General features: G+C 71.0%; 26 protein-coding genes. 11 read left to right on the forward strand and 15 right to left on the reverse strand.

Going from position 1 to position 24,586, the window contains the following annotated elements:
• Positions 1-10: 10 nt before the first annotated feature.
• Both OG570_RS47700 and OG570_RS47705 read right to left on the reverse strand, forming a co-directional pair.
• Positions 11-1,213 (reverse strand): cytochrome P450 family protein, encoded by a 1,203-nt coding sequence (locus OG570_RS47700; RefSeq protein ID WP_326955077.1) that lies wholly within the window; start codon positions 1,211-1,213, stop codon positions 11-13.
• Positions 1,214-1,231: 18 nt separating this feature from the next.
• A complete protein-coding gene (locus tag OG570_RS47705) occupies positions 1,232-1,585 on the reverse strand; it encodes an SRPBCC family protein (RefSeq protein ID WP_326947339.1) in 354 nt (117 codons plus the stop codon).
• 136 nt (positions 1,586-1,721) lie between these two features.
• Between OG570_RS47705 and OG570_RS47710 the strand changes: the two genes are divergently transcribed.
• A complete protein-coding gene (locus tag OG570_RS47710; RefSeq protein WP_247062752.1) occupies positions 1,722-2,345 on the forward strand; it encodes a uridine kinase in 624 nt (207 codons plus the stop codon).
• 92 nt (positions 2,346-2,437) lie between these two features.
• Here the strand turns inward: OG570_RS47710 and OG570_RS47715 are convergent, their stop codons facing one another.
• The 4 genes from OG570_RS47715 to OG570_RS47730 all read right to left on the reverse strand — a co-directional run bounded on the left by OG570_RS47715 (position 2,438) and on the right by OG570_RS47730 (position 7,064).
• Positions 2,438-3,595, reverse strand: coding sequence for a glycosyltransferase family 4 protein (locus OG570_RS47715; RefSeq protein ID WP_326947338.1), 1,158 nt, complete (start codon positions 3,593-3,595; stop codon positions 2,438-2,440).
• Positions 3,596-3,686: 91 nt separating this feature from the next.
• The gene (locus OG570_RS47720; protein WP_326955078.1) at positions 3,687-4,739 is read right to left on the reverse strand and encodes a C40 family peptidase; all 1,053 of its coding nucleotides are present in this window, start codon (positions 4,737-4,739) and stop codon (positions 3,687-3,689) included.
• Positions 4,740-5,158: 419 nt separating this feature from the next.
• Positions 5,159-5,416 (reverse strand): hypothetical protein, encoded by a 258-nt coding sequence (locus OG570_RS47725; RefSeq protein ID WP_247062739.1) that lies wholly within the window; start codon positions 5,414-5,416, stop codon positions 5,159-5,161.
• 259 nt (positions 5,417-5,675) lie between these two features.
• A complete protein-coding gene (locus OG570_RS47730; protein ID WP_326955079.1) occupies positions 5,676-7,064 on the reverse strand; it encodes an NYN domain-containing protein in 1,389 nt (462 codons plus the stop codon).
• Positions 7,065-7,171: 107 nt separating this feature from the next.
• Here OG570_RS47730 and OG570_RS47735 point away from each other — a divergent pair, with 107 nt between their 5' ends.
• From OG570_RS47735 to OG570_RS47745, 3 genes are all read left to right on the forward strand, one after another.
• Positions 7,172-8,875: a DEDD exonuclease domain-containing protein gene (locus tag OG570_RS47735; protein ID WP_326955080.1), complete on the forward strand. Its 1,704-nt coding sequence runs from the start codon at positions 7,172-7,174 to the stop codon at positions 8,873-8,875.
• 419 nt (positions 8,876-9,294) lie between these two features.
• Entirely contained in the window at positions 9,295-9,576 is a 282-nt protein-coding gene (locus tag OG570_RS47740) for an Lrp/AsnC family transcriptional regulator (RefSeq protein ID WP_247062729.1), read from the forward strand.
• Positions 9,573-9,755 (forward strand): YdeI/OmpD-associated family protein, encoded by a 183-nt coding sequence (locus tag OG570_RS47745; RefSeq protein ID WP_247062727.1) that lies wholly within the window; start codon positions 9,573-9,575, stop codon positions 9,753-9,755. Before OG570_RS47740 ends, OG570_RS47745 begins: the two co-directional genes overlap by 4 nt.
• A 45-nt stretch (positions 9,756-9,800) precedes the next feature.
• Here OG570_RS47745 and qcrB read toward each other — a convergent pair whose 3' ends face one another.
• The 4 genes from qcrB to ctaE all read right to left on the reverse strand — a co-directional run bounded on the left by qcrB (position 9,801) and on the right by ctaE (position 14,148).
• Positions 9,801-11,492, reverse strand: a complete 1,692-nt coding sequence (gene qcrB, locus OG570_RS47750; RefSeq protein ID WP_326955081.1) for a cytochrome bc1 complex cytochrome b subunit — start codon at positions 11,490-11,492, stop codon at positions 9,801-9,803.
• Positions 11,489-12,643 carry a cytochrome bc1 complex Rieske iron-sulfur subunit gene (gene qcrA / locus OG570_RS47755; RefSeq protein ID WP_326947331.1) on the reverse strand — a complete coding sequence of 385 codons (1,155 nt, stop codon included), beginning with the start codon at positions 12,641-12,643 and terminating at the stop codon, positions 11,489-11,491. Before qcrA ends, qcrB begins: the two co-directional genes overlap by 4 nt.
• Positions 12,640-13,458 (reverse strand): cytochrome bc1 complex diheme cytochrome c subunit, encoded by an 819-nt coding sequence (gene qcrC, locus OG570_RS47760; protein ID WP_326947330.1) that lies wholly within the window; start codon positions 13,456-13,458, stop codon positions 12,640-12,642. The genes qcrA and qcrC overlap by 4 nt, the downstream gene beginning before the upstream one ends.
• A 66-nt stretch (positions 13,459-13,524) precedes the next feature.
• Entirely contained in the window at positions 13,525-14,148 is a 624-nt protein-coding gene (gene ctaE, locus OG570_RS47765; protein WP_247062718.1) for an aa3-type cytochrome oxidase subunit III, read from the reverse strand.
• 105 nt (positions 14,149-14,253) lie between these two features.
• On the opposite strand from ctaE, the gene OG570_RS47770 reads away from it, so the two are divergent.
• Genes OG570_RS47770 through trpD form a run of 3 tightly spaced genes read left to right on the forward strand, consistent with a single transcriptional unit; the run spans position 14,254 to position 16,178 of the window.
• Positions 14,254-14,667 carry a ribonuclease E inhibitor RraB gene (locus OG570_RS47770; RefSeq protein ID WP_247062716.1) on the forward strand — a complete coding sequence of 138 codons (414 nt, stop codon included), beginning with the start codon at positions 14,254-14,256 and terminating at the stop codon, positions 14,665-14,667.
• A gap of 60 nt (positions 14,668-14,727) precedes the next feature.
• A complete protein-coding gene (locus OG570_RS47775; protein ID WP_326947329.1) occupies positions 14,728-15,138 on the forward strand; it encodes a hypothetical protein in 411 nt (136 codons plus the stop codon).
• Positions 15,139-15,143: 5 nt separating this feature from the next.
• Positions 15,144-16,178: an anthranilate phosphoribosyltransferase gene (gene trpD / locus OG570_RS47780; RefSeq protein WP_326955082.1), complete on the forward strand. Its 1,035-nt coding sequence runs from the start codon at positions 15,144-15,146 to the stop codon at positions 16,176-16,178.
• 13 nt (positions 16,179-16,191) lie between these two features.
• Here the strand turns inward: trpD and OG570_RS47785 are convergent, their stop codons facing one another.
• A complete protein-coding gene (locus OG570_RS47785) occupies positions 16,192-17,145 on the reverse strand; it encodes a GlxA family transcriptional regulator (RefSeq protein ID WP_326947327.1) in 954 nt (317 codons plus the stop codon).
• An 82-nt stretch (positions 17,146-17,227) separates the two neighbouring features.
• Between OG570_RS47785 and OG570_RS47790 the strand changes: the two genes are divergently transcribed.
• On the forward strand, positions 17,228-18,190 hold the full coding sequence (locus OG570_RS47790; RefSeq protein WP_326955083.1) for a DMT family transporter: 963 nt from the start codon (positions 17,228-17,230) through the stop codon (positions 18,188-18,190).
• Here OG570_RS47790 and OG570_RS47795 read toward each other — a convergent pair.
• Both OG570_RS47795 and ctaC read right to left on the reverse strand, forming a co-directional pair.
• The gene (locus tag OG570_RS47795; RefSeq protein WP_326947325.1) at positions 18,138-18,557 is read right to left on the reverse strand and encodes a cytochrome c oxidase subunit 4; all 420 of its coding nucleotides are present in this window, start codon (positions 18,555-18,557) and stop codon (positions 18,138-18,140) included. The genes OG570_RS47790 and OG570_RS47795 overlap by 53 nt on opposite strands.
• Positions 18,558-18,588: 31 nt before the next feature.
• Positions 18,589-19,533 (reverse strand): aa3-type cytochrome oxidase subunit II, encoded by a 945-nt coding sequence (ctaC, locus tag OG570_RS47800; RefSeq protein WP_326955084.1) that lies wholly within the window; start codon positions 19,531-19,533, stop codon positions 18,589-18,591.
• A 184-nt stretch (positions 19,534-19,717) separates the two neighbouring features.
• Here ctaC and asnB point away from each other — a divergent pair, with 184 nt between their 5' ends.
• Positions 19,718-21,652 carry an asparagine synthase (glutamine-hydrolyzing) gene (gene asnB, locus OG570_RS47805; protein WP_326947323.1) on the forward strand — a complete coding sequence of 645 codons (1,935 nt, stop codon included), beginning with the start codon at positions 19,718-19,720 and terminating at the stop codon, positions 21,650-21,652.
• A 352-nt stretch (positions 21,653-22,004) separates the two neighbouring features.
• Here asnB and OG570_RS47810 read toward each other — a convergent pair whose 3' ends face one another.
• Entirely contained in the window at positions 22,005-22,994 is a 990-nt protein-coding gene (locus OG570_RS47810) for a carbohydrate kinase family protein (RefSeq protein ID WP_326947322.1), read from the reverse strand.
• A gap of 147 nt (positions 22,995-23,141) precedes the next feature.
• On the opposite strand from OG570_RS47810, the gene OG570_RS47815 reads away from it, so the two are divergent.
• Positions 23,142-23,312, forward strand: a complete 171-nt coding sequence (locus tag OG570_RS47815) for a hypothetical protein (protein ID WP_247062699.1) — start codon at positions 23,142-23,144, stop codon at positions 23,310-23,312.
• Positions 23,313-23,401: 89 nt separating this feature from the next.
• On the opposite strand, the gene OG570_RS47820 is transcribed toward OG570_RS47815, so the two are convergent.
• Positions 23,402-23,779: a HesB/IscA family protein gene (locus OG570_RS47820; protein WP_247062697.1), complete on the reverse strand. Its 378-nt coding sequence runs from the start codon at positions 23,777-23,779 to the stop codon at positions 23,402-23,404.
• A gap of 146 nt (positions 23,780-23,925) precedes the next feature.
• Between OG570_RS47820 and OG570_RS47825 the strand changes: the two genes are divergently transcribed.
• Positions 23,926-24,573, forward strand: coding sequence for a DUF3043 domain-containing protein (locus OG570_RS47825; protein ID WP_326947321.1), 648 nt, complete (start codon positions 23,926-23,928; stop codon positions 24,571-24,573).
• Positions 24,574-24,586 lie beyond the last annotated feature (13 nt).

A 24,586-nucleotide genomic window follows, 5' to 3' on the forward strand; every position in this document is an offset into this window, starting at 1 on the left:
GCCGATTAAATCAGCGCAGCCGGACCGGAAGGGACTCCAGGCCGTGGATCAGGGAGCTGGGCCGGTAGACCAGCTCGTCCGGCTTCGCGTCCAGCTCGATGTCCGGGAACCGCGCCAGCAGGCCGCCGAGGGCGATCTCCGCCTCCAGGCGGGCCAGCGGAGCGCCGACGCAGTAGTGGATGCCGTGGCCGAAGGCCAGGTGGCCGCCCGCGGCGCGCGTGACGTCGAGCTTGCCCGGCTCGGCGTACCGCGCCTCGTCCCGGTTGGCGCCCAGCAGCGAGATCAGCACGAACTCGCCCTCCGGGATCGTCACGCCGCCCGCCTCGACCGGCGCCGTCGTGAACCGCAGGGTGGCCAGGTGGATCGGGCCGTCGAAGCGGAGGAACTCCTCGACGGCGTTCGGCAGCAGCGACGGGTCTTCGCGCAGCAGGGCGAGCTGCGCCGGCTCGCGCAGCAGCGCCAGCACGCTGTTGGCGATCAGGTTGACGGTGGTCTCGTGCCCGGCGACCAGCAGCAGGAACGCCATCGACACCAGTTCGGGCTCGGACAGCGAGTCGCCGTCGTCGCTCGCGTGGACCAGGTCCGACAGCAGGTCCTCGGCCGGCTCGGCGCGCTTCTGAGCGATCAGGCCGGTGAGGTAGCCGAACATGTTCTGCGCCGCGGCCTGCCCGGCCGCCGGCTCCGACGCGCTCAGCAGCGTCTTGGACCAGTCGGCGAACTCCGTGCGGTGCTCCGGCGCGACGCCGAGCAGCTCGCAGATCACCGTGATCGGCAGCGGCGCGGCGAAGGAGGGCAGCAGGTCGGCCCGCTCCCGCCCGGCCAGCGCGTCGAGCAGCTCGGCGGTGATCTCCTCGATCCGCGGCCGCAGCCGCGCCACGGTGCGGCCCGTGAACGCCTTGTTGACGAGCTTGCGCAGCCGCGAGTGGTCAGGCGGGTCCGTGTTGAGCATGTGGTGGCCCAGCGACTCGCCGAAGCCACCCTGCGCGGCCACTTCGTCGGGCAGCTTGGCCTCGAACAGCGCGTGCGCGCGCACGTTGTCCTTCTGCAGCCGGGAATCGGCCAGCAGCGCGCGGGCCTGCGTGAAGTCCGTGACGATGTAGCAGGTCAGGCCCCGCGGCATCCGGACCAGGCGCGCAGGCCCGCCCGCGCGCAGCAGTTCCGCGAACAAGTGCGCGTCCTGCGCGAAATCTTCGGCTACCTCGACCGTCGTCATACCGTCCCCCAAGAATCGTCAGCGCTCGGCGAGCGCCGCCACCACGCGATCGATCACGTCCTGCCAGTATGCCCGTTGTTCTTCGCGTTCTTCCGCGCCCGAAAGCCATTCCTGGTGGAACCGCAGCGTGGTCTTGGCCCCGGAACCGCTCAGCCGCACCTGGACGGTGGAGTCGTGGTCCCAGTCCTGCGGCCGCCAGGTGAGCCGGACGCGGTCGCCCGCGACGAAGCCGCGGATCTCCCCGACGGTGCCGTTTTCGGTCTCGTACTCCGCGCCCGGCTCCTGCGGCAGGTCGACGCCGGGGCCGAGCCAGATCGCGACGCCCTCCCGGCTGACCAGGAAGTCCCAGACCTCCGCGCCGGAGTACGGCAAGGTGCGGGAAACCCCTATGTTCCAACCGACATCGGCGGTCTTCCCCACTGAAGAGCTCACTGAAGAGGTCATGCTCGCATCATCCCACCGGGGTACGACGAAAACCGTCCCCGGTCCGGGTGGAGGATCTCTTCCCGTGCGCTACCGCCCGATTTCCCCCGCCGTCCTGGCCGAAGAACTGACCGAGCGCATCAGCGCGCTCACCGAGCGCCCCCGGATCGCGGTCGCCGTCGACGGCGCGGACGGTGCGACGGAAACCACAGAACTCGCGGACGCCCTGGTCGAGCCCCTGCGCCTGCGCGGCCGTGCGGCCCTGCGCGTGTCCGCGCGCGACTTCCTGCGCCCGGCGTCGCTGCGCTTCGAGCACGGCCGCACGAACCCCGACGCCCGCTACACCGACTGGCTCGACCTCGGCGCGCTGCGCCGCGAAGTGCTCGATCCCCTGGCCGGCACCGGTTCCGGCGAGATCCTGCCGTCGTTGTGGGACACCGAGCGCGACCGCGCGACCCGCGCCGCCCGCGTGCCGGTGCCCGAAGGCGGCGTCGTGATCCTCGACGGCGAGCTGCTGCTCGGCGCGGGCCTGGCCTTCGACCTGGCCGTGCACCTGTGGCTCTCCCCCGCCGCCCTGCGCCGCCGTGTGCCGGACGCCTGGGCCGTCCCGGCCTACGAGCGCTACGAGGAGGAAGCGGACCCGAGCGCCCTGGCCGACGTCGTGGTCCGCGTGGACGACCCCCGCCACCCGGCCCTCTACACGCCCTGACGCTCCCGGCCTCCCCGCGCCCACCGGAAAGCCGTGAAGGCCTCCTTCGCGGCTCTTACGGCCGGTAAGGAGGCCTTCACGGCTTTTCGGCGTCAGCGGACGGCGGCCACCGGGTCGCCGTCCAGCAGGCCCGACAGGCGGTCCGCCATCACGTCCCAGCGCCAGTTCTCGCTCACCCACGCGCGGCCCGCCTCGCCCATCCGGCGGGCCCGCACCGGGTCCGCGAGCAGGCTGGCGACGGTCTCGCCCAGCTGGCCGACGTCCCGGCCGTCGACGACGTGCCCGGTCACCTCGTCCAGGACCGCCTCGGGCGCGCCGCCGGAGTTGCCCGCGACCACCGGCAGGCCGGTCGCCGAGGCCTCCAGGTAGACGATGCCGAGGCCCTCGACGTCGAGGCCGCGGCCGCGGGTGCGGGCCGGCATGGCGAAGACGTCACCGGCGGCGTAGTGCGCGGGCAGCTCGGCCCACGGGACCGACCCGGTGATGACGACGTCGCGCTCGACGCCGCACTCGCGGACCAGCTCGGTCAGCCGCTTGCGGTACGGGCCGCCGCCGACGATCAGCAAAGCCGCGCCGGGCACGCGTTCCTTCAGCTTCGGCAGGGCGCGGATCAGCTGGTCCTGGCCCTTGCGCGGGACCAGCCGCGACACGCAGACGACGGTCGGCCGGTCGCCGAGGCCGTGCCGGGCGCGGATCTCCGCGCGCCCCGCCGGGTCCGGCCGGTAGATCCCGGTGTCCACACCGGACGGCAGCAGCTCCAGCCCGGCCATCGCGCCGAACGCGGCGGCGAACCGGCCGCGGGTGTAGCGGCTGACGTAGGTGACGACGTCCACGGTGTCCCCGATGCGCCGCAACGCCTGCCGCGAGCCCGGCAGCATGGACCAGCCGACCTCGTGGCCGTGCGTGGACGCCACGACACGGCGCGCCCCGGCCTGCCGCAGCGAGTGCCCCAGCAACGCCAGCGGCGCGGCGGCGCCGAACCAGACGGCTTCGCAGTCCCGCGCGCGCATGATCTCCTTCGCCCGGCGCAGCACGTCCGGCGTCGGCAGCATCAGCGACGTCGGGTGCCGGACGACCTCGAACGGCGCCGCGGCGTCGAACTCCTCGTGCGACCCCGTGTGCGACTCCCACGACGGCGCGTAGACGACCAGGTCGTCCGCCGGCAACCGGGTGGCGAGGGAGTTCAGGTAGTTCTGGATCCCCCCGGGCCGGGGCGGGAAGTCGTTGGTCACGAGCAGGGTCTTGAGCACGCCCCTGAGGCTAGCGGCCGCCACCTACAGCGAAGGGGCGGCACCGCGTGTGCGGTACCGCCCCTTCGAATGCTGCGCTGTGCTGCGTGGGTCACGACGTCGGGCGTCGCGCTCCCGCGTACTGGCTCTGCAGCGGCGAGATCTTCACGACGTCACCGGTGTCGGGCGCGTGCACCATCTTGCCGTTGCCGACGTACATGCCGACGTGCGAAACGGGCGAGTAGTAGAACACGAGGTCGCCCGGCTGGAGCTGGTCCCGCGGCACCGCGGCGCCGAAGGTGGACTGCTCCCGGCTGGACCGGGGCAGGGTGATGCCGGCCTGCTTGTAGGCCCAGAGCATCAGGCCCGAGCAGTCGAACGTGCTCGGCCCGGTGGCACCCCAGACGTAGGCGCTGCCCAGCTTGCTCAGCGCGGCGTCCAGTGCGGCCTGGGCGTCCGCGGTCGGGGCCTTGAGCCCCGGAGGCGCGGAGCCCGTGTCGCGCTGGGCCGCCTTGTCGAGCGAGCTCAGGCTCTTGTTGGCCGCCTTGAGCTGGTCGATCTGGTCGTTCAGCGTCTTCTGCTTGGCCTGGATGTCCGAGGTCAGCTTCGCCGCGGCGTCACGGGCGTCCGTCGCCCGCTTCGCGGCGTCGGTGGCCTTGTTCGTGGCATCGGTGGCCTGCTGGACGGCGCCGCTGAGGTTGCCCATGGCGGCGTTCTTGTCGGTCGCGATGACCTCGAGGGCCGACGAGCGGTCCAGGAAGTCCTGCGTCGACGTGCCGGCCAGCAGCGCGGACAGCTTGTTCAGCTGGACACCACTGGTGAACGACGCGCCGGCGAACTTGTCGACCTCGGTCTGGTACTTCTTCTCGTTGGCGCTCGCCGCTTCGGCCTGGCCCTTCGCCGCGTTGACGTCGGTGCTGGCCTTGTCGAGCTCACCCTGCTTGGCCTTCAGGTCGTCCTGGGCCTTGAGCAGGTCTTCGTTCAGCTTCTCGGCCTGTGCCGCGAGATCGCGGTACTGGGCGAGCGCGTCCGAACCGGTGGGCGGGGCTTGGAGAACGGGGATGGGGGCGGCGGTGGCCGTCGGCTGGGCCATGGTGACGAGGGTGATCACCGAAGCCGCTGCGAGGGCACCTGACACCACGCGCCTGATGGGATGCGACTGCACGGTCGCGCGGGTCTCCTTTGCGTCTCGGCCGCCGAGGGGGACCGGGGCACGAAGAGGTCGGGGGTTCCTCTTCGCCGTTGTCCCGTCCATCGCGCGCGTTTTCCCTCGAGAGAGAGGCCCGCGATGGTGGTTCCGGTTCCCAGCTTCCCGACAAAGCTGCGTCCGGCGGCGATCTCGCGTCGCCGTCTCATCGACGGCCAGGGGCCACGAGATCTCGGACAGGTTACGAAAAGACCGCCACCGCGTCCACCACCCCCTGCGCCAAAACTCTGCGTAGCGCCGTTAAACACCATCGGACCAGCGGGGGAGAAAACATGTGATGGGCGTTACACGCTGGGGTTTCTTTGCCGGCCATTTCGGCTACCTACCGTTCACCTGATCCGATCGACCACTCGGCGCGCCGACACGAAACGGGTCACTCAGGCGGTGCGCAAAGCCGGTCCTTCGACCATGCGCAGCCGGGGCACCATCCCCGCTTCGGCCAGCGCCGCCACCGCGCGGCGCTCGTCGGCGTCCCACCCGACGGCGGGTGGCGCGCCGAGCAGGACGGTCACCACGCAGTCGTGGCAGGAGATGCCGCGCACGACGCAGCGGTCGCAATCCACCACGACGTTCTCGATGTCGGAAACGGAAATGTGCGAGACGTCCACTTCGGACAACTCGGGGGTGCCGGTCATGTGGTCCTCCTCACGTCGGAACTGCTGCCCCGCACGTTAGGCGGCACCACCGACAGTTTCCGGCGCTCAGATCGCCGAGAACGGCTCCGGTTCACCCGATCGGGTTCCTGGGGCGAGAAATGCTCGGACCCGGCTCAGACGGCTCACGAGCACCGCGGACGGCCGTCGAGGACGCGACCGCGCGATCGGATACCGGCGCGATAGCCGCCTTCGAACGGGTGAACCGCCCTTCCCGAACGGACCGGCGCCCGCGTAATGCTCAGACCCGGCTGAGCCGGCTCACCAGCACCGCGGACGGTGTCGGGTGCGCACCGCCGCCGCGGACCGAGTCGGCGACCGCGCGGTCGGACGTCGCGACCACCATCGGCCGGCCCGCGGGCTCGGCCCGCACGATGTTGCGGATGACGTCGTCGGCCAGCACGCCGCGGTCGGAGAACAGCACCCGGACCCCGCGTGGCACCGAGGCCGGGACCGACAGCACGCCGGCGCCGTCGAAGACCACCGTGACCTCGGCCGACGTCCGCGCGGCCAGCGCGGAGAGCTGGTGGATCAGCCGGTCGCGCTGGTCGGCCAGCGCGAGCTCGGGGTAGCCGGTCTTGGTGACGTTGTAGCCGTCGACGATCAGGTGCACGTTGGGCAGCGCGAGGTAGCGGTCCAACGTGGACACGTCGGCGATCTTGCCGCCCTGGCCGAGGCCGGAGCTTGCGCCGCGGACCATGTCCGCCGGGCGGGCCCCGCGGGCACCGAGGGCCAGTTCGCGGCGCAGGCCGTTGGCCGCGCCGTCGATCGTGTCGACGAGCAGCGCCAGCCGCACTTCGTCGGCTTCGCGCGCTTCGCGGGCCGACTGCCGGGCGATGTCGGCGTCGGCGCTGGCGCGTTCGGCCCGGGCGCGTTCGTTGGCGACGCGCTGGCGTTCCCGCGCGAGCTGGGCGGTGAGGGCGGCGACCTGCTCGGCGTGCGCCGAAATACCGCGCTCGGCGTCCACCGAGGCCGATTCCGCCGCGTCCTTGGCCTGCCGGAGCTGCACGCCCTGCTCACGAAGCCGCTTCAAAAGTTTCTCGACTTCACCTTCGCGCTCGCCGCGGACGCTCTCGGCGGCCAGCCTCGCGTCGGCGAGCTCGGCCCGGACCAGGGTCAGCTCGGCTTCGAGCCGCTGGGCGCGGGCGAGCGCGGCGTCCCGCTCCGCGCGCAGGACGTTCTCCTCGGCGTTCTTCGCGACCAGCCGGACCCGGCCCGCGGCCCCGGACTCGCCGAGCAGGACGGCGGCCGCCGCCCCGGCGACCGAGTCGACGGCGTTGGGGTCGAGGGCGTCGGTCCGGTGCTCGCGCAGCCACTCGATGACGGCGGTGCGGAACTGGGACGACTCGCCCAGCGCGGCCAGCAGGGCGGCGCCGCCGAGCTTCGCGCGCTTGGCCGGCGCGAACTTGGCGACGGGCCGCAGCTGGCGGGGCACATCGGTGTTCGGCAGCTTGGCGACGGCGGCCGCGGCGAGCTCGGCGATCCGGTCGCGGACCGGCTCCGGCAGGGCGGGCCAGGTGGCGGGTTCGGGCCGCTCCCCCGCGTCGTCGGCCGGCTCGGGGCGCGGCGCGACACCCGCGGGACCGGCGTGGTCCCCGGGCGGCTCCGGCACGAGCGGCTGCGGGTGCATCGCTCCAGGGTAGGCCCCGCCCCCGGATCCCGCGTCGCACGCCATGCGAACCCGCGGTGACCGGCCGGTCGCCGAAATTGTCGGGGGTGGCCTCTAGGGTCCCGGCCATGCGTCCGGTCCAGGCACAGCTCGCGTTCGACGAGCTCGGAACCCCGTTGCGGGACACCACGTTCGTGGTGTTCGACCTCGAGACGACCGGGGCGGCTCCCGGCCCGAACGGGATCACCGAGATCGGCGCGGTGAAGGTGCGCGCGGGCGAGGTGCTGGGCGAGTTCGCCACGCTGGTCAACCCGGGCGTGCCGATCCCGCCGCAGATCGTCTCGCTCACGGGCATCACCCACGCCATGGTCTACGACGCGCCGCCGATCGAGGAGGTGCTGCCGGCGTTCCTGGAGTTCATCGGCGGGTCGGTGCTGGTGGCGCACAACTCGGGGTTCGACACCTCGCACATGCGCGCGGCCTGCGAGGGGCACGGTTATGTCTGGCCGAAGGCGACCGTGGTGTGCACCGTCCGGCTGGCCCGGCGGGTCGTCCCGCGCGACGAGGTGGGCCGCTACAACCTGACGGCACTGGCGCTGCTGTTCGGGGCCCGGACGCGGCCGACGCACCGGGCGCTGGACGACGCCCGCGCCACCGTCGACGTGCTGCACGGCCTGCTGGAGCGCGTCGGCAACCTGGGCGTCCACTCGCTCGAGGAGCTGATGGGCTACCTGCCCGAGGTCACGGTGGCCCAGCGCGCGAAGCGGCACCTGGCCGCGGACCTGCCGGCCGCGCCCGGCGTCTACCTGTTCCGGGGGCCGAAGGAGGAGGTCCTGTACGTCGGCACGGCGAAGGACCTGCGGCGGCGCGTGCGGACGTACTTCACCGGCTCGGAGGGGCGCAGCCGGATCCGGGAGATGGTCGCGCTGGCCGAGCGCGTCGACCACGTCGTCTGCGCGCACTCGCTGGAGGCCGAGGTGCGGGAGCTGCGGCTGATCGGCGCGCACCGGCCGGCGTACAACCGGCGGTCGAAGAACCGGCACCAGGGCTGGTGGGTCGGCCTGACGGACGAGGCGTTCCCCCGGCTGTCGGTGGTGCGGCTGCCGCGCCCGGGGGTGCTGGGCCCGTTCCGCAACCAGGCCGACGCCCGCACGACGGCGGACACCCTGGCCGGCGCGTCGGGGCTGCGCACGTGCACCCAGCGGATCTCACCGAAGGCACCGAGCGGGACCCCGTGCGTCCTCGCCGAGCTGGGCCGCTGCGGTGCGCCGTGCGCCGGCCGGCAGAACGTCGAGGAGTACGGCCCGGCGGTCGAGTCGGTGTCGGGGCTCATCGCGGGCCTCGACGGCGCCCCGCTGCGCGCCGCGGCGGCCCAGCTGGAGCGGCTGGCGGAGGCTCAGCACTACGAGCAGGCGGCCCGCCACCGCGACGAGCTGGCCGGCCTGATCCGCGTCCTGGGCCGAGCCCACCGCCAGGCGGCGCTGGCCTCGATCGGCGAGCTGATAGCGGCGAACCCGGACGGCGCGGGCGGCTGGGAGCTGTCGGTCATCCGCTACGGCCGCTTGGCCTCGGCAGGCGTCGCCCGCCGCGGAGTGCCGCCGATGCCGGTGGTGGAGGCGCTGGTGGCCTCGGCGGAGACGGTGCTGCCGGACCCAGGGCCCCTGCACGGCGCGCCTCCGGAGGAGGTGGGGGTGCTGCTGCGGTGGCTGGCCCGCCCGGGCGTCCGCCTGGTCCGCACGACCCGCCCCTGGGCCGAACCGGCGACGGTCGCGGGGTGGCGGGGGTGGCTGGACCTGGTGACGGAGGCCCATTCGCTGGAACACGTCGGCTGAGGCCGGGTCTGGTGGGCCGCGATCGGGTCCGGCGTCACCGGCCAGGTGGCCGCGAAGGACCTCGATCCCGCGCCTCGCTTGGGCACCGGCAGCGCCGTGGCTCAGGCGGGCAGCGACTCCGCGTTCACGGCCGCGCCGTGCACGGCTTGCGACCGCATCGCGCTCAGCGGCGAACCCGCCCTCGCCCACCGGGCACAGCTCCGGCCGAGCGCATCGCGCTCAGCAGCTACCCGGCCTTCGCCCACCGCCGACCAGCGCACCCGGCGACTGGCGGCGTCAGCCGGAGCGGCACCCGCAGCCCCCGAGCCAGCCGCTTCGAGCCCCACCAGGCCCGCCCGGCGACGAGTCAGACCGGCCGCGGCCGGCCGGGCTCACTAGGATCGCGGGCGATACCCGCAGACGAGTCTTGGAGGACCCAGGTGATCACCGCGATCGTGTTGATCCAGGTAGAGGCGGACGCGATCCCGGACGCCGCGCAGGCGATCGCCGACCTCGACGGGGTCGGCGAGGTCTACTCGTGCGCCGGGGACGTCGACCTCATCGCCACCGTGCAGGTTTCCGCGCACGAGGACCTGGCCGAGCTGATCCCCGGGCGGATCGGGAAGGTGGCGGGTGTGCTGAACACCGTCACGCACATCGCGTTCCGCTCGTACTCCCGCGCCGACACCGAGTCGGCCTTCTCGATCGGCGCCGAAGAGTGACCGAGGTCCCGCGGGAGCTGGCCGACGCCCTCGCGGCGGCCCCGGACGCGGCGGCGCTCTTCGCGGCGCTGCCGCCGTCCCACCAGCGGGAATACACGAAGTGGGTCGCCGAGGCCAAGAAGCCCGAGACCCGCGTCGCCCGTGCCGGGAAGACCGTCACGAGACTGCGAACGCACTGAAGGCCACCTTCCGGATCGGAAGGTGGCCTTCAGCGTCAGTACCGTCTAGTGCTCGGAGCGCTTCGACGCCGTCTCGGCGCTTTCGATCTCCGCACGCGTGTGGCCGTTGCCGTTCGCATGACCGTTGCCATTGCCGTTCGAGTGCCCGTTGCCGTGAGCCCGCTGCAGCGCGGTGGTCTCCTCGGCCGGGTCGGGCGACCAGAACGTGCCCGGCACGGCGTGCCCCGCCGAACCCAGCTTGTTCATCTTCTTCGGCACGGACGCGCCCTGGTACTCGAGCGGCACCGCGTGGCCGTGGCTGTCGACGCCGCCGAGCGGCTGGTGGATCTCGATGAACTCACCGTGCGGCAGCCGCTTGATGATGCCCGTCTCGACGCCGTGCTCCAGCACCTCGCGGTCGGCCCGCTGCAGGCCCAGGCAGAGCCGGTAGGTGAGGTAGTAGGCGACCGGCGGCACGAGCAGGACGCCGATGCGGCCGGCCCACGTCGTCGCGTTCAGGGAGATGTCGAACTGGTCGGCGATGATGTCGTTGAAGCCCGACAGCTCGATCACCATGAAGAAGCCCAGCGCCATCGCGCCCAGCGCCGTGCGGACCGGGACGTCCCGGGGCCGCTGGAGCAGGTTGTGGTACGCGTTGTCCTTGGACAGCTTCCGCTCGATGAACGGGTAGCTGATGAACAGCCCGATCAGGATCGGCATGCCGACCGCGCCGGGGAAGAACACCGCCGGGATCGTGTAGTTCCCGAGGTAGACCTCCCACGCGGGCCAGATCCGGAGCATGCCGTCGGCCCAGGCCATGTACCAGTCCGGCTGGGACCCCGCCGAAACCTGCGCCGGGTTGTACGGGCCGAAGTTCCACACCGGGTTGATCTGGAACAGGCCCGACATCAGCGCCAGCACGCCGATGACCAGCGTGAAGAAGGCGCCGCCCTTGAGGGCGAAGTACGGCATGATCCGCACCCCGACGACGTTGGTCTCCTTGCGCCGCACCCCCGGGAACTGGGTGTGCTTCTGGTACCACACCAGCGCCAGGTGCGCCCCGACCAGGGCGAGCATGATGCCCGGCAGCAGCAGGATGTGCAACGTGTACAACCGCGGGATGATCTGGTCGCCGGGGAACTCCCCACCGAACAACGCCCAGTGGATCCAGGTCCCGATCACCGGCACCGACAACACGATCCCCGACAACGTCGCCCGGATACCCGTACCCGACAGCAAGTCATCCGGCAGCGAATACCCGAAGAAGCCCTCGAAACAGCCCAGGACCAGCAGCAGACCACCGATCACCCAGTTGGCCTCACGCGGCTTGCGGAACGCGCCGGTGAAGAACACCCGCAGCATGTGCACCGCCATCGACGCCACGAAGATCAACGCCGCCCAGTGGTGCAGCTGCCGCATGAACAACCCACCACGGACGTCGAACGAAAGGTCCAACGTCGTGCGGAACGCCTGCGACATCTCCAGACCCTGCATGTTCGTGAAACTGCCGTGGTAGACGACCTCCTGCATCGAGGGGTCGAAGAACAACGTCAGGTACACCCCCGTGAGCAGCAGGATGATGAAACTGTAGAGCGCGATCTCGCCCAGCAGGAACGACCAGTGGGTCGGGAACACCTTGTTCATCTGGTGCCGCAGGCCCTTGGCCAGGCGGTAGCGCTGATCGGCGTTGTCCGCGGCGTCGCCCACCGCCCGCTCGATCGCGCTCGACCCCTTGGTCGGCGTGGTGAGTGAACTCATGACTTACGCTCCCAAAAGGCCGGACCGATGGCCTCGATGAAGTCGCCTCGCGCGATCAAGTATCCCTCTTCGTCCACCGTGATCGGTAGTTGGGCCAGCGGACGGGTCGCCGGGCCGAAAATCGGCTTGGCGTAGTGGAGGGCGTCGAACTGCGACTGGTGGCACGGGCACAGGATGCGATTGGTCCGCTGCTCGTACAGGGAGGTCGGGCAGCCGACGTGGCTGCAGATCTTCGTGTACGCGTAGAGGTCGCCGAAGTTGAAGTCCTCCTGGCCGGACCGCTTGACCACCTTGGCGGCGTCGGTCGAGCGCAGGCGGATCAGCATGACCGGGTTGTCGACGCGGGTCAGCGCGGCGGCCAGCAGCTCCGGCTTGTCCTTCTCGGAGTCGCGGTACGGGAACACCGTCTCCATCGCGCCTGCGTCGAGGTCCTCGGCCTTGACGAGGCTGGCCTCCTGGCCCTCTTCCAGCGGCTTGCCGGTGTTGCGGCGCAGGTAGACCTTCTCGCCGGGGAAGTTCGGCTGCCAGCCGGTGTGCCAGAGGGAGTCGCGGCCCTCGGTGTCCTTCCACGGGTTCTTGATGAAGGACGCGAGCGGCAGCGCGGCGGCCGCGAGGCCCAGCGTGCCGGCCCCGGCGATCGCCGAGCGCTTGATCAGCGACCGGCGGGCGATGGTGCTGCGGCTCCCGGCGTCGGCCAGGTGCGCGAGGATCGTGGCGCGGTCGACCTCGGTCGAGCCCTTGCCGTCACCGTCGTGGCGCTCCTGCACCGAGACCTCGGCGGGCACGAACTTCTTCGTGTAGAGGATCACGCCGATGCCCAGGCCGAGGATGGCCAGGCCGAGCGTGAGCCCCAGCATCGGGGTGTAGAGGCTGTACCAGAAGTGGCCGCTCTCGTTGTCCGGCGCCTCGTACTGCCACGGCCACCAGATCAGGGAGACGACGAACCCCAGCCCGGCCACCGCGGACAGCGCGAACCAGAACGCCACCAGGCGCTCGGCGCGCTTCTCCGCGCGGGTGCCCTCCACGGGCCACGGGGTCGGGTACTCGGCGATCTCGACGCCGTCGAGCTGACCGCCCAGCTTCAGCAGCTGGTCGCGGTCCATCTCCGCCAGCTCCGCCTCCGTCGGCGGCTTAGGCCCCTCGGCACTCATGCCTTCGATCCAATCCACAACGTCACGCCGATCAGCGCGGCGATCCCGACGATGAAGGCGATGACACCCTCGGAAGCGGGGCCGACCCCGCCGAGGCCGTTACCGCCCGGGTCATTGTTGCCGTCGGACACCGACTTCACGTAGGCGACGATGTCCTTCTTCTCCTCGGGCGAAAGCTGCCGGTCGGAGAACTTCGGCATGTTCTGGGGGCCGGTGAGCATGGCGGTGTAGATCTGCTCTTCGCTCGCCGGGTCCAGGTTCGGCGCGTACTTGCCCGCCGACAGCGCGCCGCCGCGGCCGGTGAAGTTGTGGCACGAGGCGCAGTTGAGGCGGAACAGCTCGCCACCGCGGGCCGGGTCGCTGCCGCGCAGCGCCTCGCCCTTCTCGGCCGGGCGCTGGGCGCCGCCGCCGTGCGCCTGGATGAAGGCGCCGACCGCGTCGATCTCGGCCTCGCTCAGCTTCGGCGGCTTGCGCTCGATCTGCGCTTCCTGCCGCGCGGCCGGCATCCGGCCCGAGGAGGTCTGGAAGTACACCGCGGCGTCACCGATGCCGATGAGGCTCGGGCCGCGGTCCTGCACGCCTTCGAGGTTCGCGCCGTGGCACGCGATGCAGGTGTTGTTGTAGACCTGCTCGCCGAGGCGCAGCTGCGCCGGCGTGCCCTGGGCCTGCGCGGTCTGCGGCTCGGGGGCGAACACGGCGTACAGGGCGCCGGCGCTCACCAGCGCGATACCGAGCGCGAGCAGGCCGGCGAACCGCCTCCGCAGCTTCGACCGCGCGCGGTAGCCGCGCTCCGAGGACTTGGTGCTGGTGGTCATCTTGCGGCAACCCTTGCTGTCAGTTCAGGCCGATGGAGAAGGTGGTGGCGGCTGGGGGCGCGGACCTCACGGCAGGAGGTAGATCACACCGAACAGGCCGACCCACACGATGTCGACGAAGTGCCAGTAGTAGGACACGACGATCGCCGACGTGGCCTGGGCGGGGGTGAACTTGCTCAGCTTCGTGCGGATGAGCAGGTACACGAAGGCGATCAGCCCGCCGATGACGTGCAGGCCGTGGAACCCGGTGGCGAGGTAGAAGACCGTGCCGAACGGGCCGGACGGGATCGTCATCCCCTCTTCGACCAGGTTGTGGTACTCGTTGGCCTGGCCGCCGACGAAGATCGCGCCCATGATCAACGTGATGATGTACCAGCGGCGCAGCCCGTAGACGTCACCGCGCTCGGCGGCGAACACACCGAACTGGCAGGTCAGCGAGGACAGCACGAGGATCACCGTGAACGGGATCGCGTACGTCACGTTGAGGTGGAACTCCTCGCCGTGCAGCGGTGGTGGCCACGCGCCGGTGGAGTTCTGCGCCTTGACGGTGAAGAACATCGCGAAGAGCCCGGCGAAGAACATCAGTTCGCTGGACAACCACACGATGGTGCCGACACTGACCATGTTCGGCCGGTTCAGCGAGTGAACCCGCTGACTGATGGTGGGAGCTGCCGTTGTCACGGATCGCATTATGTCCTCCCGCACCGCCGTCCCGCCGGGTGGGTCCACGGCAAGTCGCGTGCGGAGCCGATCACACCTCCGGAAACCGGCACTGCGGAAAGGTGAGAGCTACTCATGGGTTTACTCGACCGGCTGCGTGACCTGGTCAAGAAGGACGAAACCGCCGGTCTGACGCCTGATACGCCCGGGTTGAAGATCGTCGCCGAGGCCTTCGACCCGGCCGTCGCGGACTCCGCCGTGCTCGCCGGTTCACCCGCCTGGGTCAGCACGGCACCCGCCGTTCTGCGGCACCACCTGCTGCTTCCGCCCGCTCGTCTCGGCGAAGCGGCGTCGATCCTCGCCCAGGACGGCTACGACCTGCGAGAAGAGTCACCCGATGGTGGCCTGACGCGGGTGCACGCGGTCCGCGTCCAGGTGCTCGACGCGCTCCACTGCGCCCAGGAACGGTCCCGGATGGCGGGCCTCGCGCAGCGGCTGGGCGGCGACGCGCTGGGCTGGGACGCGCTCCAGCCGGAGGCGCCCGCGTGATGTCGGTCTCGGCCGATACGATCGGTGTAGTCGAGCTTTGACGAGACGGAGGCGTGCTCAATGACCGAGCGGGCGATGCGGGTCCTGGTGTTCAGCCACAAGGCGGAGGTGCGCGAGGCGATCGTGAACGCGGTCGGCCGGCGGCCCGCCGCCGACGTGGGCCGCGTGGAGTACGTCGAGGCGGCCGGCATCGCGGACGTGCTGTCCGAGGTGGACGCGGGCCACGTCGACCTGGCGATCCTCGACGGCGAGGCGCAGCCCACCGGCGGCATCGGGCTGTGCCGCCAGCTGAAGGCGGAGATCACCGACTGCCCGCCGATCGTGGTGGCGGTGCGGCGGCGGGACGACCGGTGGCTGGCCACCTGGTCGCAGGCGGACGCCGTGCTGGTGCACCCGCTGGACCCGCTGACCGCCGCGGAGACCGTCGCCGACGTGCTGCGCGCGCGACGGGTCCCCGTCGTGAACGGCTGAGCCCGGTGACCACCCCGGTCCCCCGCACCTGGCCACCCCTGCTCAAGCAGCTCATCGCGCGGGTCGACCTGTCCGAGGACGACACGGCGTGGGCGATGGACCAGATCATGAGCGGCGCGGCGAGCCCGGCCCGGATCGCCGGGTTCGCGGTGGCGTTGCGCGCCAAGGGCGAGACGCCCGCGGAGATCGCCGGCATGGCCGCGACGATGCTGGCGCACGCGCGCCGGGTCGAGCTGGACCGCCCGGCCGTCGACATCGTCGGCACCGGCGGTGACGGCTCGAACTCCGTGAACATCTCGACGATGGCGACGATCGTCACGGCGGCGGCGGGCGCGCCGGTGGCCAAGCACGGCAACCGCAGCGCGTCGTCGAAGTCCGGGGCGGCCGACGTGCTGGAGACCCTCGGCGTGCGGATCAGCCTGCCGCCGGAGGAGGTGCAGCGCAGCCTCACGGAGGTCGGCGTCGGGTTCTTCCTGGCGTCGGCGTTCCACCCCGCGCTGCGCCACGCCGGCCCGGTCCGCAGCGAGCTCGGCGTGCCGACGACGTTCAACCTGCTCGGCCCGCTGACCAACCCGGCCCAGCCGGGCAGCGCGCTGATCGGCTGCGCGTACGCGGACAAGACCCGGGTGCTGGCCGAGGTGTTCGCCCGGCGCGGCACGCGGGCCCTGGTCGTCCGCGGCGACGACGGCCTCGACGAGATCACCACCACGACGACGTCGACGCTCTGGGTGGTCGCCGACGGCGAGGTCACCGAGCGCGGCCTCGACCCGCTGGAGCTGGGCATCCCGCGCGCGACGGCGGAGGACCTGCGCGGCGGCGACGCGGCGGCGAACGCGGAGGTCGTCCGCGAGCTGGTGGGCGGCAAGCCGGGCCCGGTCCGCGACGCCGTCCTGATCAACGCGGCGGCGGCCCTGGCGGCGTTCACGGGCTTCTCGGCGTCCCTGGAGGACGACCTGCGCGCGGGGTTGGCGCGAGCGGCCGAGGTGATCGACTCCGGCGCGGCAGCGGCCCTGCTGGACCGCTGGATCGCGTTCCAGTAGCCGGAGATCGGCGTCAGCCGCGGAAGGCCGTGCGGTACGACGTCGGGCTCGTCCCCCTCAACCGGGTGAACTGGTGGCGCAACGCCGCCGCCGAGGCGTAGCCGCACGCCACCGCGATGTCCTCCACCGACAGGCGGCCCTCCTCCAGCAGGGCCTGGGCGCGGTCCAGCCGGCGTTCCGTCAGCCAGCGGTGCGGCGTTGTGCCCGTCGCCGCCGAGAAGCGGCGCAGGAACGTCCGCTCCCCCAGGCCGCTGCGGCGGGCCAGCTCCGCCACCGTGAACGGCCGGTCCAGCCGCCGCTCCACCCACTCCAGCGCTTCGGCCACCACCGAGTCGTCCGGCAGGGACGGGACCGGAGCCTGGACGAACTGGGCCTGGCCGCCCGCGCGGAAGGGCGCCGCCACCATCCGGCGGGCCAGGGTCGTCGCCGCCGTGACGCCGCGCAGGCGGCGGACCAGGTGCAGGCACAGGTCGACCGCCGCGACCGTGCCCGCACTGGTCAGGACGCCCTCGTCGTCGGCGTACAACGCCTGGGGGTCCACGAGCGCCGTCGGGAACTTCTGCCGGAACTCCGCTTCGTACACCCAGTGGACCGTGCAGCGGCGGCCGTCGAGCAGGCCCGCGTACCCCAGCGTGAACACACCCGCGCAGAAGCCCGCCACCCACGCGCCGCGCGCGGCCGCGTCGCGCAGGACGTCCAGCACCGGCGACGGCGGTGGTGCCGTTCGCGGCGCGCACGTCGGCACGATCAGCAGGTCCGCCGACGCCGCGAAATCCAGGTCCGCCAACCCGGACAGCCCGAAGCCCGACCAGCTGGCGATCGGCGCGCCACCCGGGGAGCAGACGGCGAAGTCCCAGCCGTCGATGCCGTCGGCGCTGCGGTCGGTGCCGAACACCTCGCACGCGACGCCCAGCTCGAACGGCGAAACGTGGTCGGCGAGCACCACCGCGACCCGGTTGACGTCCATCGGCCGAGTGTGTCACAAGTTTTGCGGTCGTTGTCATCTCTGACACTGGTCGGCCGGCGCGCACGGGACGAACCTGGTCCGCATGATGAATTCGGAAAGCCGCCCGCTGCTCCAGTGGACCGCGGCGATGGCGATGTCCGGGACGATCGGCGCGGTCGTCCTGGAAAGCGGCGCCGCGGCCCCGGCCGTCGCGTTCGCCCGCTGCTTCGTCGGCGGGACGCTGCTCGTGCTCTGGTGCCTCGCGCGCGGCTGGCTGCAGGCCTGGCGGCCGTCGCGCCGGGACCTCGGGCTGGCCGTGCTGGGCGGGCTGTTCCTGGTCGGGAACTGGGTGCTGCTGTTCGCCTCGTACGCGCTGTCGTCGATCTCGGTCAGCACGGTCGTCTACCACACCCAGCCGCTGATCCTGGTCGGTCTGGCGGCGGCCTTCCTGGGCGAGAAGTTCGCTAAGAGTCACCTGATCCGGGCCGGGATCGCGTTCGGCGGTGTGGCACTCATCTCCCTGTCGGCCCACGGCGAGGACGGCAAGCCGGTGCAGCTCGCGGGAATCGCCCTCGCCCTCGGCGCGGCCGTGCTCTACGCCGGCGCGTCCTTCGTCGCGAAGCAGCTGAAGCACGTCCGCCCGCACCTGCTCGCGGCCGTGCAGACCACGGTCGGCGCACTGCTGCTGGCGCCCGTGCTGCTGATCACGCCGCTGCCGTCGACGACGTCGGGGCTGCTCTGGCTGGTGCTGCTCGGGACGGTGCACACGGCCCTGATGTACGTGCTGATCTACGCCAGCATCGGCAAGCTGCCCACGACGACGGTGGCGTTGCTGTCCTACATCTACCCGGTGGTCGCCGTGCTGGTCGACATCGCCTTCTACGGCCACCGCCCGACCTGGCCCGAGGCCGTCGGCATGCTCGCGGTGCTGGCCGCCGCGCTGGCCCCGCAACGCACGAAAACCGGCCGCCACACTGTCGAGCAGCGTGACGGCCGGTCAGCGGAGCTTGAGGTCAGTCGTGCGACGGACCCGTGTGGTACTCGAACACCAGGCCGCCGATCGTGATCAGCAGCGCGACGAGCGCGATGACCAGCAGCCAGATGTGGAAGAACGCCAGGGCGAGGGCGGCCAGGGCGGCGGTGGCCGCCATGCTGACCGGCCAGTAGCTGCCCGGGCTGAAGAAGCCCAGCTCGCCGGCGCCGTCGCTGATCTCGGCGTCTTCGCGGTCTTCGGGGCGCGGTTCGATGCGGCGGGCGACGAACTGCATGTAGCTGCCCGCGAGGAACGCGAGGCCACCGGTGAGGAACAGCGAAACGATGCCGACCGGCTCGGGTCCGTGGGTGGCGGCCAGCGCGGTCCACACCCAGTACACGGCCGCCATGAACACGGCGAAGCTCGCCACGATGAAGAAGATTCGCGCTTCGACCTTCATGGGTCTTTCCTACTCCTGTTATCGCCGGGCGTCAGTTCGACGCGGTCCGCGCCGTGCGGTCGGTGTTGAACGGCTGGGTGGTGACCGCGTGCGGGGTGCACAGCTCGCCGCAGTTCATCTTCGTCAGCGCCTCGGACGCGGTGAACGTCTGGTTCGTGGCCGGGTTCACCTGCTTGCGCAGCGAGATGTACTGGTCGTACTTGTCCGCCGACAGCGCCCGGACCTCGAAGTTCATCACCGAGTGGTACGTGCCGCACAGCTCCGCGCACCGGCCGACGAAGGAACCCTCGCGGTCGATCTTGTTCTGGAAGGAGCTGTCCTGGTTGTTCTTGTCCGGGTTCGGCATGACGTCCCGCTTGAAGTGGAACTCAGGCACCCAGAAGGAGTGGATGACGTCGGTCGAGATCAGGTCGTACTGGATCGTCTTGCCGACCGGCAGCACCAGCAGCGGGATCTCGCCGGACGAGCCGACCGTGCTGACCTGGCCGCTGCCGTCGGGCTTGGCGGCGCTGGGGTCCTCGTACCTGAACTCCCAGTTCCACTGGAACGCCACGACCTGGACCTTGACGTCCGGGTTCGGGATCTTGTCCAGGACCTTCGACTCCGTCGTCGCGGTGAAGAAGAACAGGACGCAGACCATGATCGTCGGGACGACGACCGTGAACAGCTCGAGCGGGATGTTGTACTGGAACTGCCGGGGCAGCTCCTCCGGCTCGCCGTCGACCGTCTTCTTCTTGCGGTGGAACGTCGCGGTCCAGAAGATCAGGGCCCAGACGATGACGCCGACGACGAGCGCCGCGATCACGGTCCAGGTCCAGAGGTTCCGCATCTCGTTCGCCTGCTCGGTGACACCCACCGGCCAGCCGAACCGCAGGATCTCGTCGCCGGAGCAGCCCGTCGCGGTCAACGCGACCAGCACGGCCAGCGCGGCTACTCGCGCGGTCCGCTTACCCAGGGTGCGCTCGGGTTTTCCCACTGCGCCTCGCCCTTTCACCCAGAGCCTCCTACGACCGATCTTTGTGACAGGGCGGAGCCTAGCCGAGTTGGCGCAGTCCGCTGACCAAGGGGCCTCCCTCGACGCGCGTGGTACTCGCCACGGCGCGCCCGGCATACTGGGCGCTCCCCAGCCCCACGAAGACCCTGAAGGTGTGTGAGTACCCGTGTGCGGCCTGCTTGGACTGATCTGCGCGACCGAAACCGGCGCTGCGAACGCGCGTGACGCCGTCGGCGCGGCCATGCGCTGCCAGCGCCACCGCGGGCCCGACGAGCAGGACACCTGGGCCGACGCCGAGGTCGTCTACGGCTTCAACCGGCTGGCGTTCATCGACGTCGAGCACGCGCACCAGCCCCTCGTCTGGGGGCCGCCGGAGGCGCCGGGCCGGTACACGATGAACTTCAACGGCGAGATCTACAACTACCTGGAGCTGCGGGCCGAGCTGGCCGGCGAGCACGGGGCGAAGTTCGAGACCGAGGGCGACGGCGAGGCCATCGTCGCCGGCTACCACTACCTGGGCGCCGCGTGGGTCGAGAAGCTGCGCGGGATGTTCGCCTTCATGATCTGGGACTCGCAGGAGAAGCGGGTCTTCGGCGCGCGCGACCCGTTCGGGATCAAGCCGCTGTTCTACTCGGCCGGCCCCGGCGGCGTGGCGTTCTCCAGCGAGAAGAAGAGCCTGCTGGAGCTGTCGGACACACTCGGCGTCGCGCAGGAGCTGGACCGCAAGGCGCTGCAGCACTACCTGGTCCTTCAGTACGTGCCCGAGCCCGAGTCGCTGCACACCGCGATCCGCCGCGTCGAGTCCGGGACGTCGTTCGAGGTCGTCCCCGGCGGTGAGGTGCAGTTCACCCGCTACTTCCACCCGAAGTTCGCCGCGAAGCCGGTCAACGGGCCGGCCGAGGCCGAGGCGCTGTACGAGCGCATCGCCGATGTGATGCGCGACTCGGTCGGCAAGCACATGATCTCCGACCCGGACGTCACGGTCGGCGCGTTCCTGTCCGGCGGCATCGACTCCACGGCCACCGCCACGCTGGCCAAGGAGCACAACCCGAACCTGATCGCGTTCACCACCGGGTTCGAGCGCGAGGGCTACTCCGAGGTCGACGTCGCCGCCGAGTCGGCCGCCGCGATCGGCGTGAAGCACGTCGTCCGCACGGTCACCGCGGACGAGATGATGGAGGTGCTGCCGCTCATCGTCTGGTACCTCGACGACCCGGTGGCCGACCCGGCGCTGGTGCCGCTGTGGTTCATCGCGCGCGAGGCCCGCAAGCACGTCAAGGCGGTGCTCTCCGGCGAAGGCGCGGACGAGCTGTTCGGCGGCTACACGATCTACAACGAGCCGATCTCGCTGGCGCCGTTCGAGAAGATGCCGGGCGGCATGCGGAAGCTGATCGGCAAGGTGTCCACGAAGATCCCCGAGGGCACCCGCGGCAAGGACCTGCTGCGCCGCGGCGCGCTGCCGCTGGAGGACCGCTACTACGGCAACGCCCGCAACTTCCGCGACGACCAGCTGCGCCACGTGCTGAAGACGTACCAGGAAGGCGTGGGCTTCAAGGACGTCACGGCGCCCTGGTACGACGTCTCGCGCGGCTGGGACCCGGTGGCCCGGATGCAACACGTCGACCTCTACACCTGGCTGCGCGGCGACATCCTGGTCAAGGCGGACAAGGTGACCATGGCGAACTCGCTGGAGCTGCGGGTGCCGTTCCTGGACGCCGAGGTGTTCAAGGTCGCCGCGTCGATCCCGCTGGACCAGAAGCTGGCGCACAACACCACGAAGTACGCGCTGCGCCAGGCATTGGCGAAGATCATCCCGGCGCACGTGCTGAACCGCCGCAAGCTCGGCTTCCCGGTGCCGATCCGGCTGTGGCTGCGCAACGAGATGTACGACTGGGCCAAGGGCATCATCAACGATTCGCGGACCGAAGAGCTGCTGGACAAGAAGGCCATCCTGGCCCTGCTGGAGGAGCACAAGGCGGGCCAGCTGGACCGCAGCCGCCAGCTGTGGGCGCTGATCGTGTTCATGTTGTGGCACGGCATCTTCGTGGAGCACCGCATCAAGCCGGAGATCCCGGAGCCGGTCTACCCGGTCAAGCTCTGACCGTCCATTGTAGACAGTGAATGTCCCGCGCGCGGGACAGCGAAAGGGCCTCCTCGCCGCGGCGGGGAGGCCCTTTCGGTGTGTCAGTGCCACCACTGGTCGGTGGCGCCGGGCCGCTGTAGGGCTGCTCGATGCCCGGATCGGCGACGCGGAGGACCGGCAGCGGCCCGCGGGCCGCTGCCGGGGTTCCCCCTGGTGGAGCCGTCCGATCCCCTCTCGGCCGCCTCTTCCGCCATTCTCCGTACCGGACGGGGCGTCGTCGAGGGACTCAAGCCCAGCCGAAAACCCTCAGGTCAAGCCCACGAAAAGGCCCCCTCACCGACCGGCGAGGGGGCCTTCGCACGACAGTGCGTCAGACGGGCAGGACCACCGAGATCTCCTCGGCCGCGTCCGGGCCGAAGGCCTCGCCGATGCGGGCGAGCGCGTCGGCGCGGTCGAACGTCCACTCCTGGGTGCCCACCGTCTCGAGCACCAGCACCGCGATGAGCGAGCCGAGCTGAGCGGACCGCTCCACGTTCAGGCCGCCGTCGAGACCCGCCAGGAAGCCCGCGCGGAAGCCGTCGCCGACGCCGGTCGGGTCGGCCTTCGCGCGCTCGGGCACCGCGCCGATCTGCAGCGCGACGCCGTCCTTGCCGACGATCTCGACGCCCTTCTCACCCAGCGTCGTGATGCGCACGCCGACCTGGTCGAGGACGTCGGCCTCGGTCCAGCCGGTCTTCTGGAGCAGCAGCTCCCACTCGTAGTCGTTGCTGAACAGGTACTTCGCGCCGGCGACGAACGCCCGCGCCTGCTCCCCGGACATCCGGGCCAGCTGCTGCGACGGGTCGACGGCGAAGGTGTACCCGCGCTGGCGGCACTCCTCGGCGTGGCGGACCATGCCCTCCGGGTCGTCCGGGCTGATCAGCACCAGGCTCAGCGGGCCGGCGCGGTCGGCGATCGGCGCGAGCTCGATGTTGCGGGACTCCGCCATCGCGCCCGCGTAGAACGTCGCGATCTGGCAGAGGTCCTCGTCCGTCGTGCAGACGAACCGCGCGGTGTGCGCGGTCTCCGACACGTGCACACCCGAGGTGTCGACGCCGTGGCGCTCCAGCCACGAGCGGTAGTCGGCGAAGTCGGCGCCGACCGCGCCCACCAGCACCGGCTTGACGCCCAGCACGCCGAGACCGAACGCGATGTTCGCGCCGATCCCGCCGCGCCGGACCACGAGGTCGTCGGCGAGGAAGCTCAGCGAAACCCGGTGCAGCTGCTCGGCCACCAGCTGTTCGGCGAACCTTCCGGGGAAGTGCATGAGGTGGTCGGTTGCGATACTGCCGGACACTGCGATCCTGGCCCTGTCTGCCACCGGCTGCTCCTTTGTGGTCGACCTCACGGCAAACGGCGCGAACTTACCCCCGGGTCGTGCCCCATCCGGGTTGTTCGCGCACACCACCCGAGACTACCGGCTGGTACTCCTTCTCCAGTCGAGTCGCGATCAATAGCGTTACGAATCGTGAAAGCCGTCACCGAACCCGAGACCCTGTCCGAGCTGATCGCCGACTGCGCCCACATCCCCACGACGCTGCGGGCGGGCGACGTCCCGCTGCCGCGCGTCCAGGCGCCGCCGTGGCAGGTCGACGAGGCGTGTCACGCCCAGGTCGCGGAGCTCGACGCATACGTCTGAGCCCGCAACCCCGCAGCAACGAAGAAGGCCCCGTCCTCCGTTCGGAGGCGGGGCCTTCTCGCGTGTTGCTCAGAACCGGCGTGCGACGCTCAGTGGAACGAGTCGCCGCAGGCGCAGGAGCCGGTCGCGTTCGGGTTGTCGATCGTGAAGCCCTGCTTCTCGATCGTGTCCACGAAGTCGATGACGGCTTCCGAGACGTACGGGGCGCTCATCCGGTCCACGGCGACCTTGAGGCCGTCGAAGTCGCGGAACAGGTCACCGTCGAGCGTGCGCTCGTCGAAGAACAGCTGGTAGCGCAGACCCGCACAGCCACCGGGCTGGACGGCGATGCGCAGGTGCATGTCATCGCGGCCCTCCTGGTCGAGCAGGGCCTTCGCCTTGGCAGCCGCGGTGTCGGTCAGCGTGACGCCGTGGGTCTCCTCGGCGGTCTCGGCCTGCGTCGCGCCGGCGTGCTCAGCGGTCGTCATGGCACTCCTCATAGGTTCGAACTCACTGCGGATACTCCTGGTGCCCTACGTCCAACACCCGGTGCGTCCGATCTGTTCCCCTGCCATGGTCGCACATCGATCGACCTGGTGAAACGGCGGCGTGACGCCTGCAATACCCTGGTGACGTGAGGTTCCTGCGCCGAAGCACCACAGACACCGCCGCCGACGAGCCGGCCACGACCGAGGCCGTCGACGTCGGCGGCAAGTCGTTCACGCCCGGTAAGGGCAAGGCAACGCCCAAGCGGCGGGAGGCGGAGGCGAAGCGCCGGGGTCCGGTCGCACCCCCGCCGACCACCATGCGGGAGGCGATGAAGCGCAACAAGGAGCTTCGCAAGGCGAACCCGCAGAGCAAGGAAGACCGCCGCTCCGAGGCGAAGATCCGCCGCGAGCGGATGATGTCGGGCGACGACAAGTACCTGCTGCCGCGCGACCGCGGGCCGGTCAAGGCGTACGTCCGCGACCTGGTCGACACCCGGCGCAACCTGCTCGGCCTGTTCATGCCGCTGGCGATCCTGGTGTTCCTCGCGCTGCTGGTGCCGTTGCCCCAGGTCCAGTCGTACATCACCCTGCTGTGCACGGCGCTGCTGCTGGTGATGGCCATCGAGGGCGTCGTCAACGGCCGCAAGATCGGCAAGCTGGTGCGCGAGAAGTTCCCCAAGGAGACGGTGAACGGCCGGTCCGTCGGCTGGTACGCGTTCGTCCGGGCCTCCCAGATCCGGCGCCTGCGGGTCCCGAAGCCACGGCTGAAGCCGGGCGACCCGATCCCGAACTGAGCTTTCCGGAAGA

The organism is Amycolatopsis sp. NBC_01286 (assembly GCF_035982555.1).
In the GTDB taxonomy this organism is placed as follows: Bacteria; Actinomycetota; Actinomycetes; order Mycobacteriales; family Pseudonocardiaceae; genus Amycolatopsis.

What these genes read in the sequence shown, in the direction of transcription:
- OG570_RS47785 (WP_326947327.1), bottom strand. Translation starts at nt 17,145, where the DNA reads ATGGACGTCAACCGGGTCGCGGTGGTGCTCGCCGACCACGTTTCGCCG.
- qcrC (WP_326947330.1), bottom strand. Translation starts at nt 13,458, where the DNA reads ATGACCACCAGCACCAAGTCCTCGGAGCGCGGCTACCGCGCGCGGTCG.
- OG570_RS47725 (WP_247062739.1), bottom strand. Translation starts at nt 5,416, where the DNA reads ATGACCGGCACCCCCGAGTTGTCCGAAGTGGACGTCTCGCACATTTCC.
- qcrA (WP_326947331.1), bottom strand. Translation starts at nt 12,643, where the DNA reads ATGAGTGCCGAGGGGCCTAAGCCGCCGACGGAGGCGGAGCTGGCGGAG.
- OG570_RS47790 (WP_326955083.1), top strand. Translation starts at nt 17,228, where the DNA reads ATGATGAATTCGGAAAGCCGCCCGCTGCTCCAGTGGACCGCGGCGATG.
- OG570_RS47770 (WP_247062716.1), top strand. Translation starts at nt 14,254, where the DNA reads ATGGGTTTACTCGACCGGCTGCGTGACCTGGTCAAGAAGGACGAAACC.
- qcrB (WP_326955081.1), bottom strand. Translation starts at nt 11,492, where the DNA reads ATGAGTTCACTCACCACGCCGACCAAGGGGTCGAGCGCGATCGAGCGG.
- OG570_RS47730 (WP_326955079.1), bottom strand. Translation starts at nt 7,064, where the DNA reads ATGCACCCGCAGCCGCTCGTGCCGGAGCCGCCCGGGGACCACGCCGGT.
- OG570_RS47700 (WP_326955077.1), bottom strand. Translation starts at nt 1,213, where the DNA reads ATGACGACGGTCGAGGTAGCCGAAGATTTCGCGCAGGACGCGCACTTG.
- OG570_RS47735 (WP_326955080.1), top strand. Translation starts at nt 7,172, where the DNA reads ATGCGTCCGGTCCAGGCACAGCTCGCGTTCGACGAGCTCGGAACCCCG.
- ctaE (WP_247062718.1), bottom strand. Translation starts at nt 14,148, where the DNA reads ATGCGATCCGTGACAACGGCAGCTCCCACCATCAGTCAGCGGGTTCAC.
- OG570_RS47775 (WP_326947329.1), top strand. Translation starts at nt 14,728, where the DNA reads ATGACCGAGCGGGCGATGCGGGTCCTGGTGTTCAGCCACAAGGCGGAG.
- OG570_RS47820 (WP_247062697.1), bottom strand. Translation starts at nt 23,779, where the DNA reads ATGACGACCGCTGAGCACGCCGGCGCGACGCAGGCCGAGACCGCCGAG.
- OG570_RS47795 (WP_326947325.1), bottom strand. Translation starts at nt 18,557, where the DNA reads ATGAAGGTCGAAGCGCGAATCTTCTTCATCGTGGCGAGCTTCGCCGTG.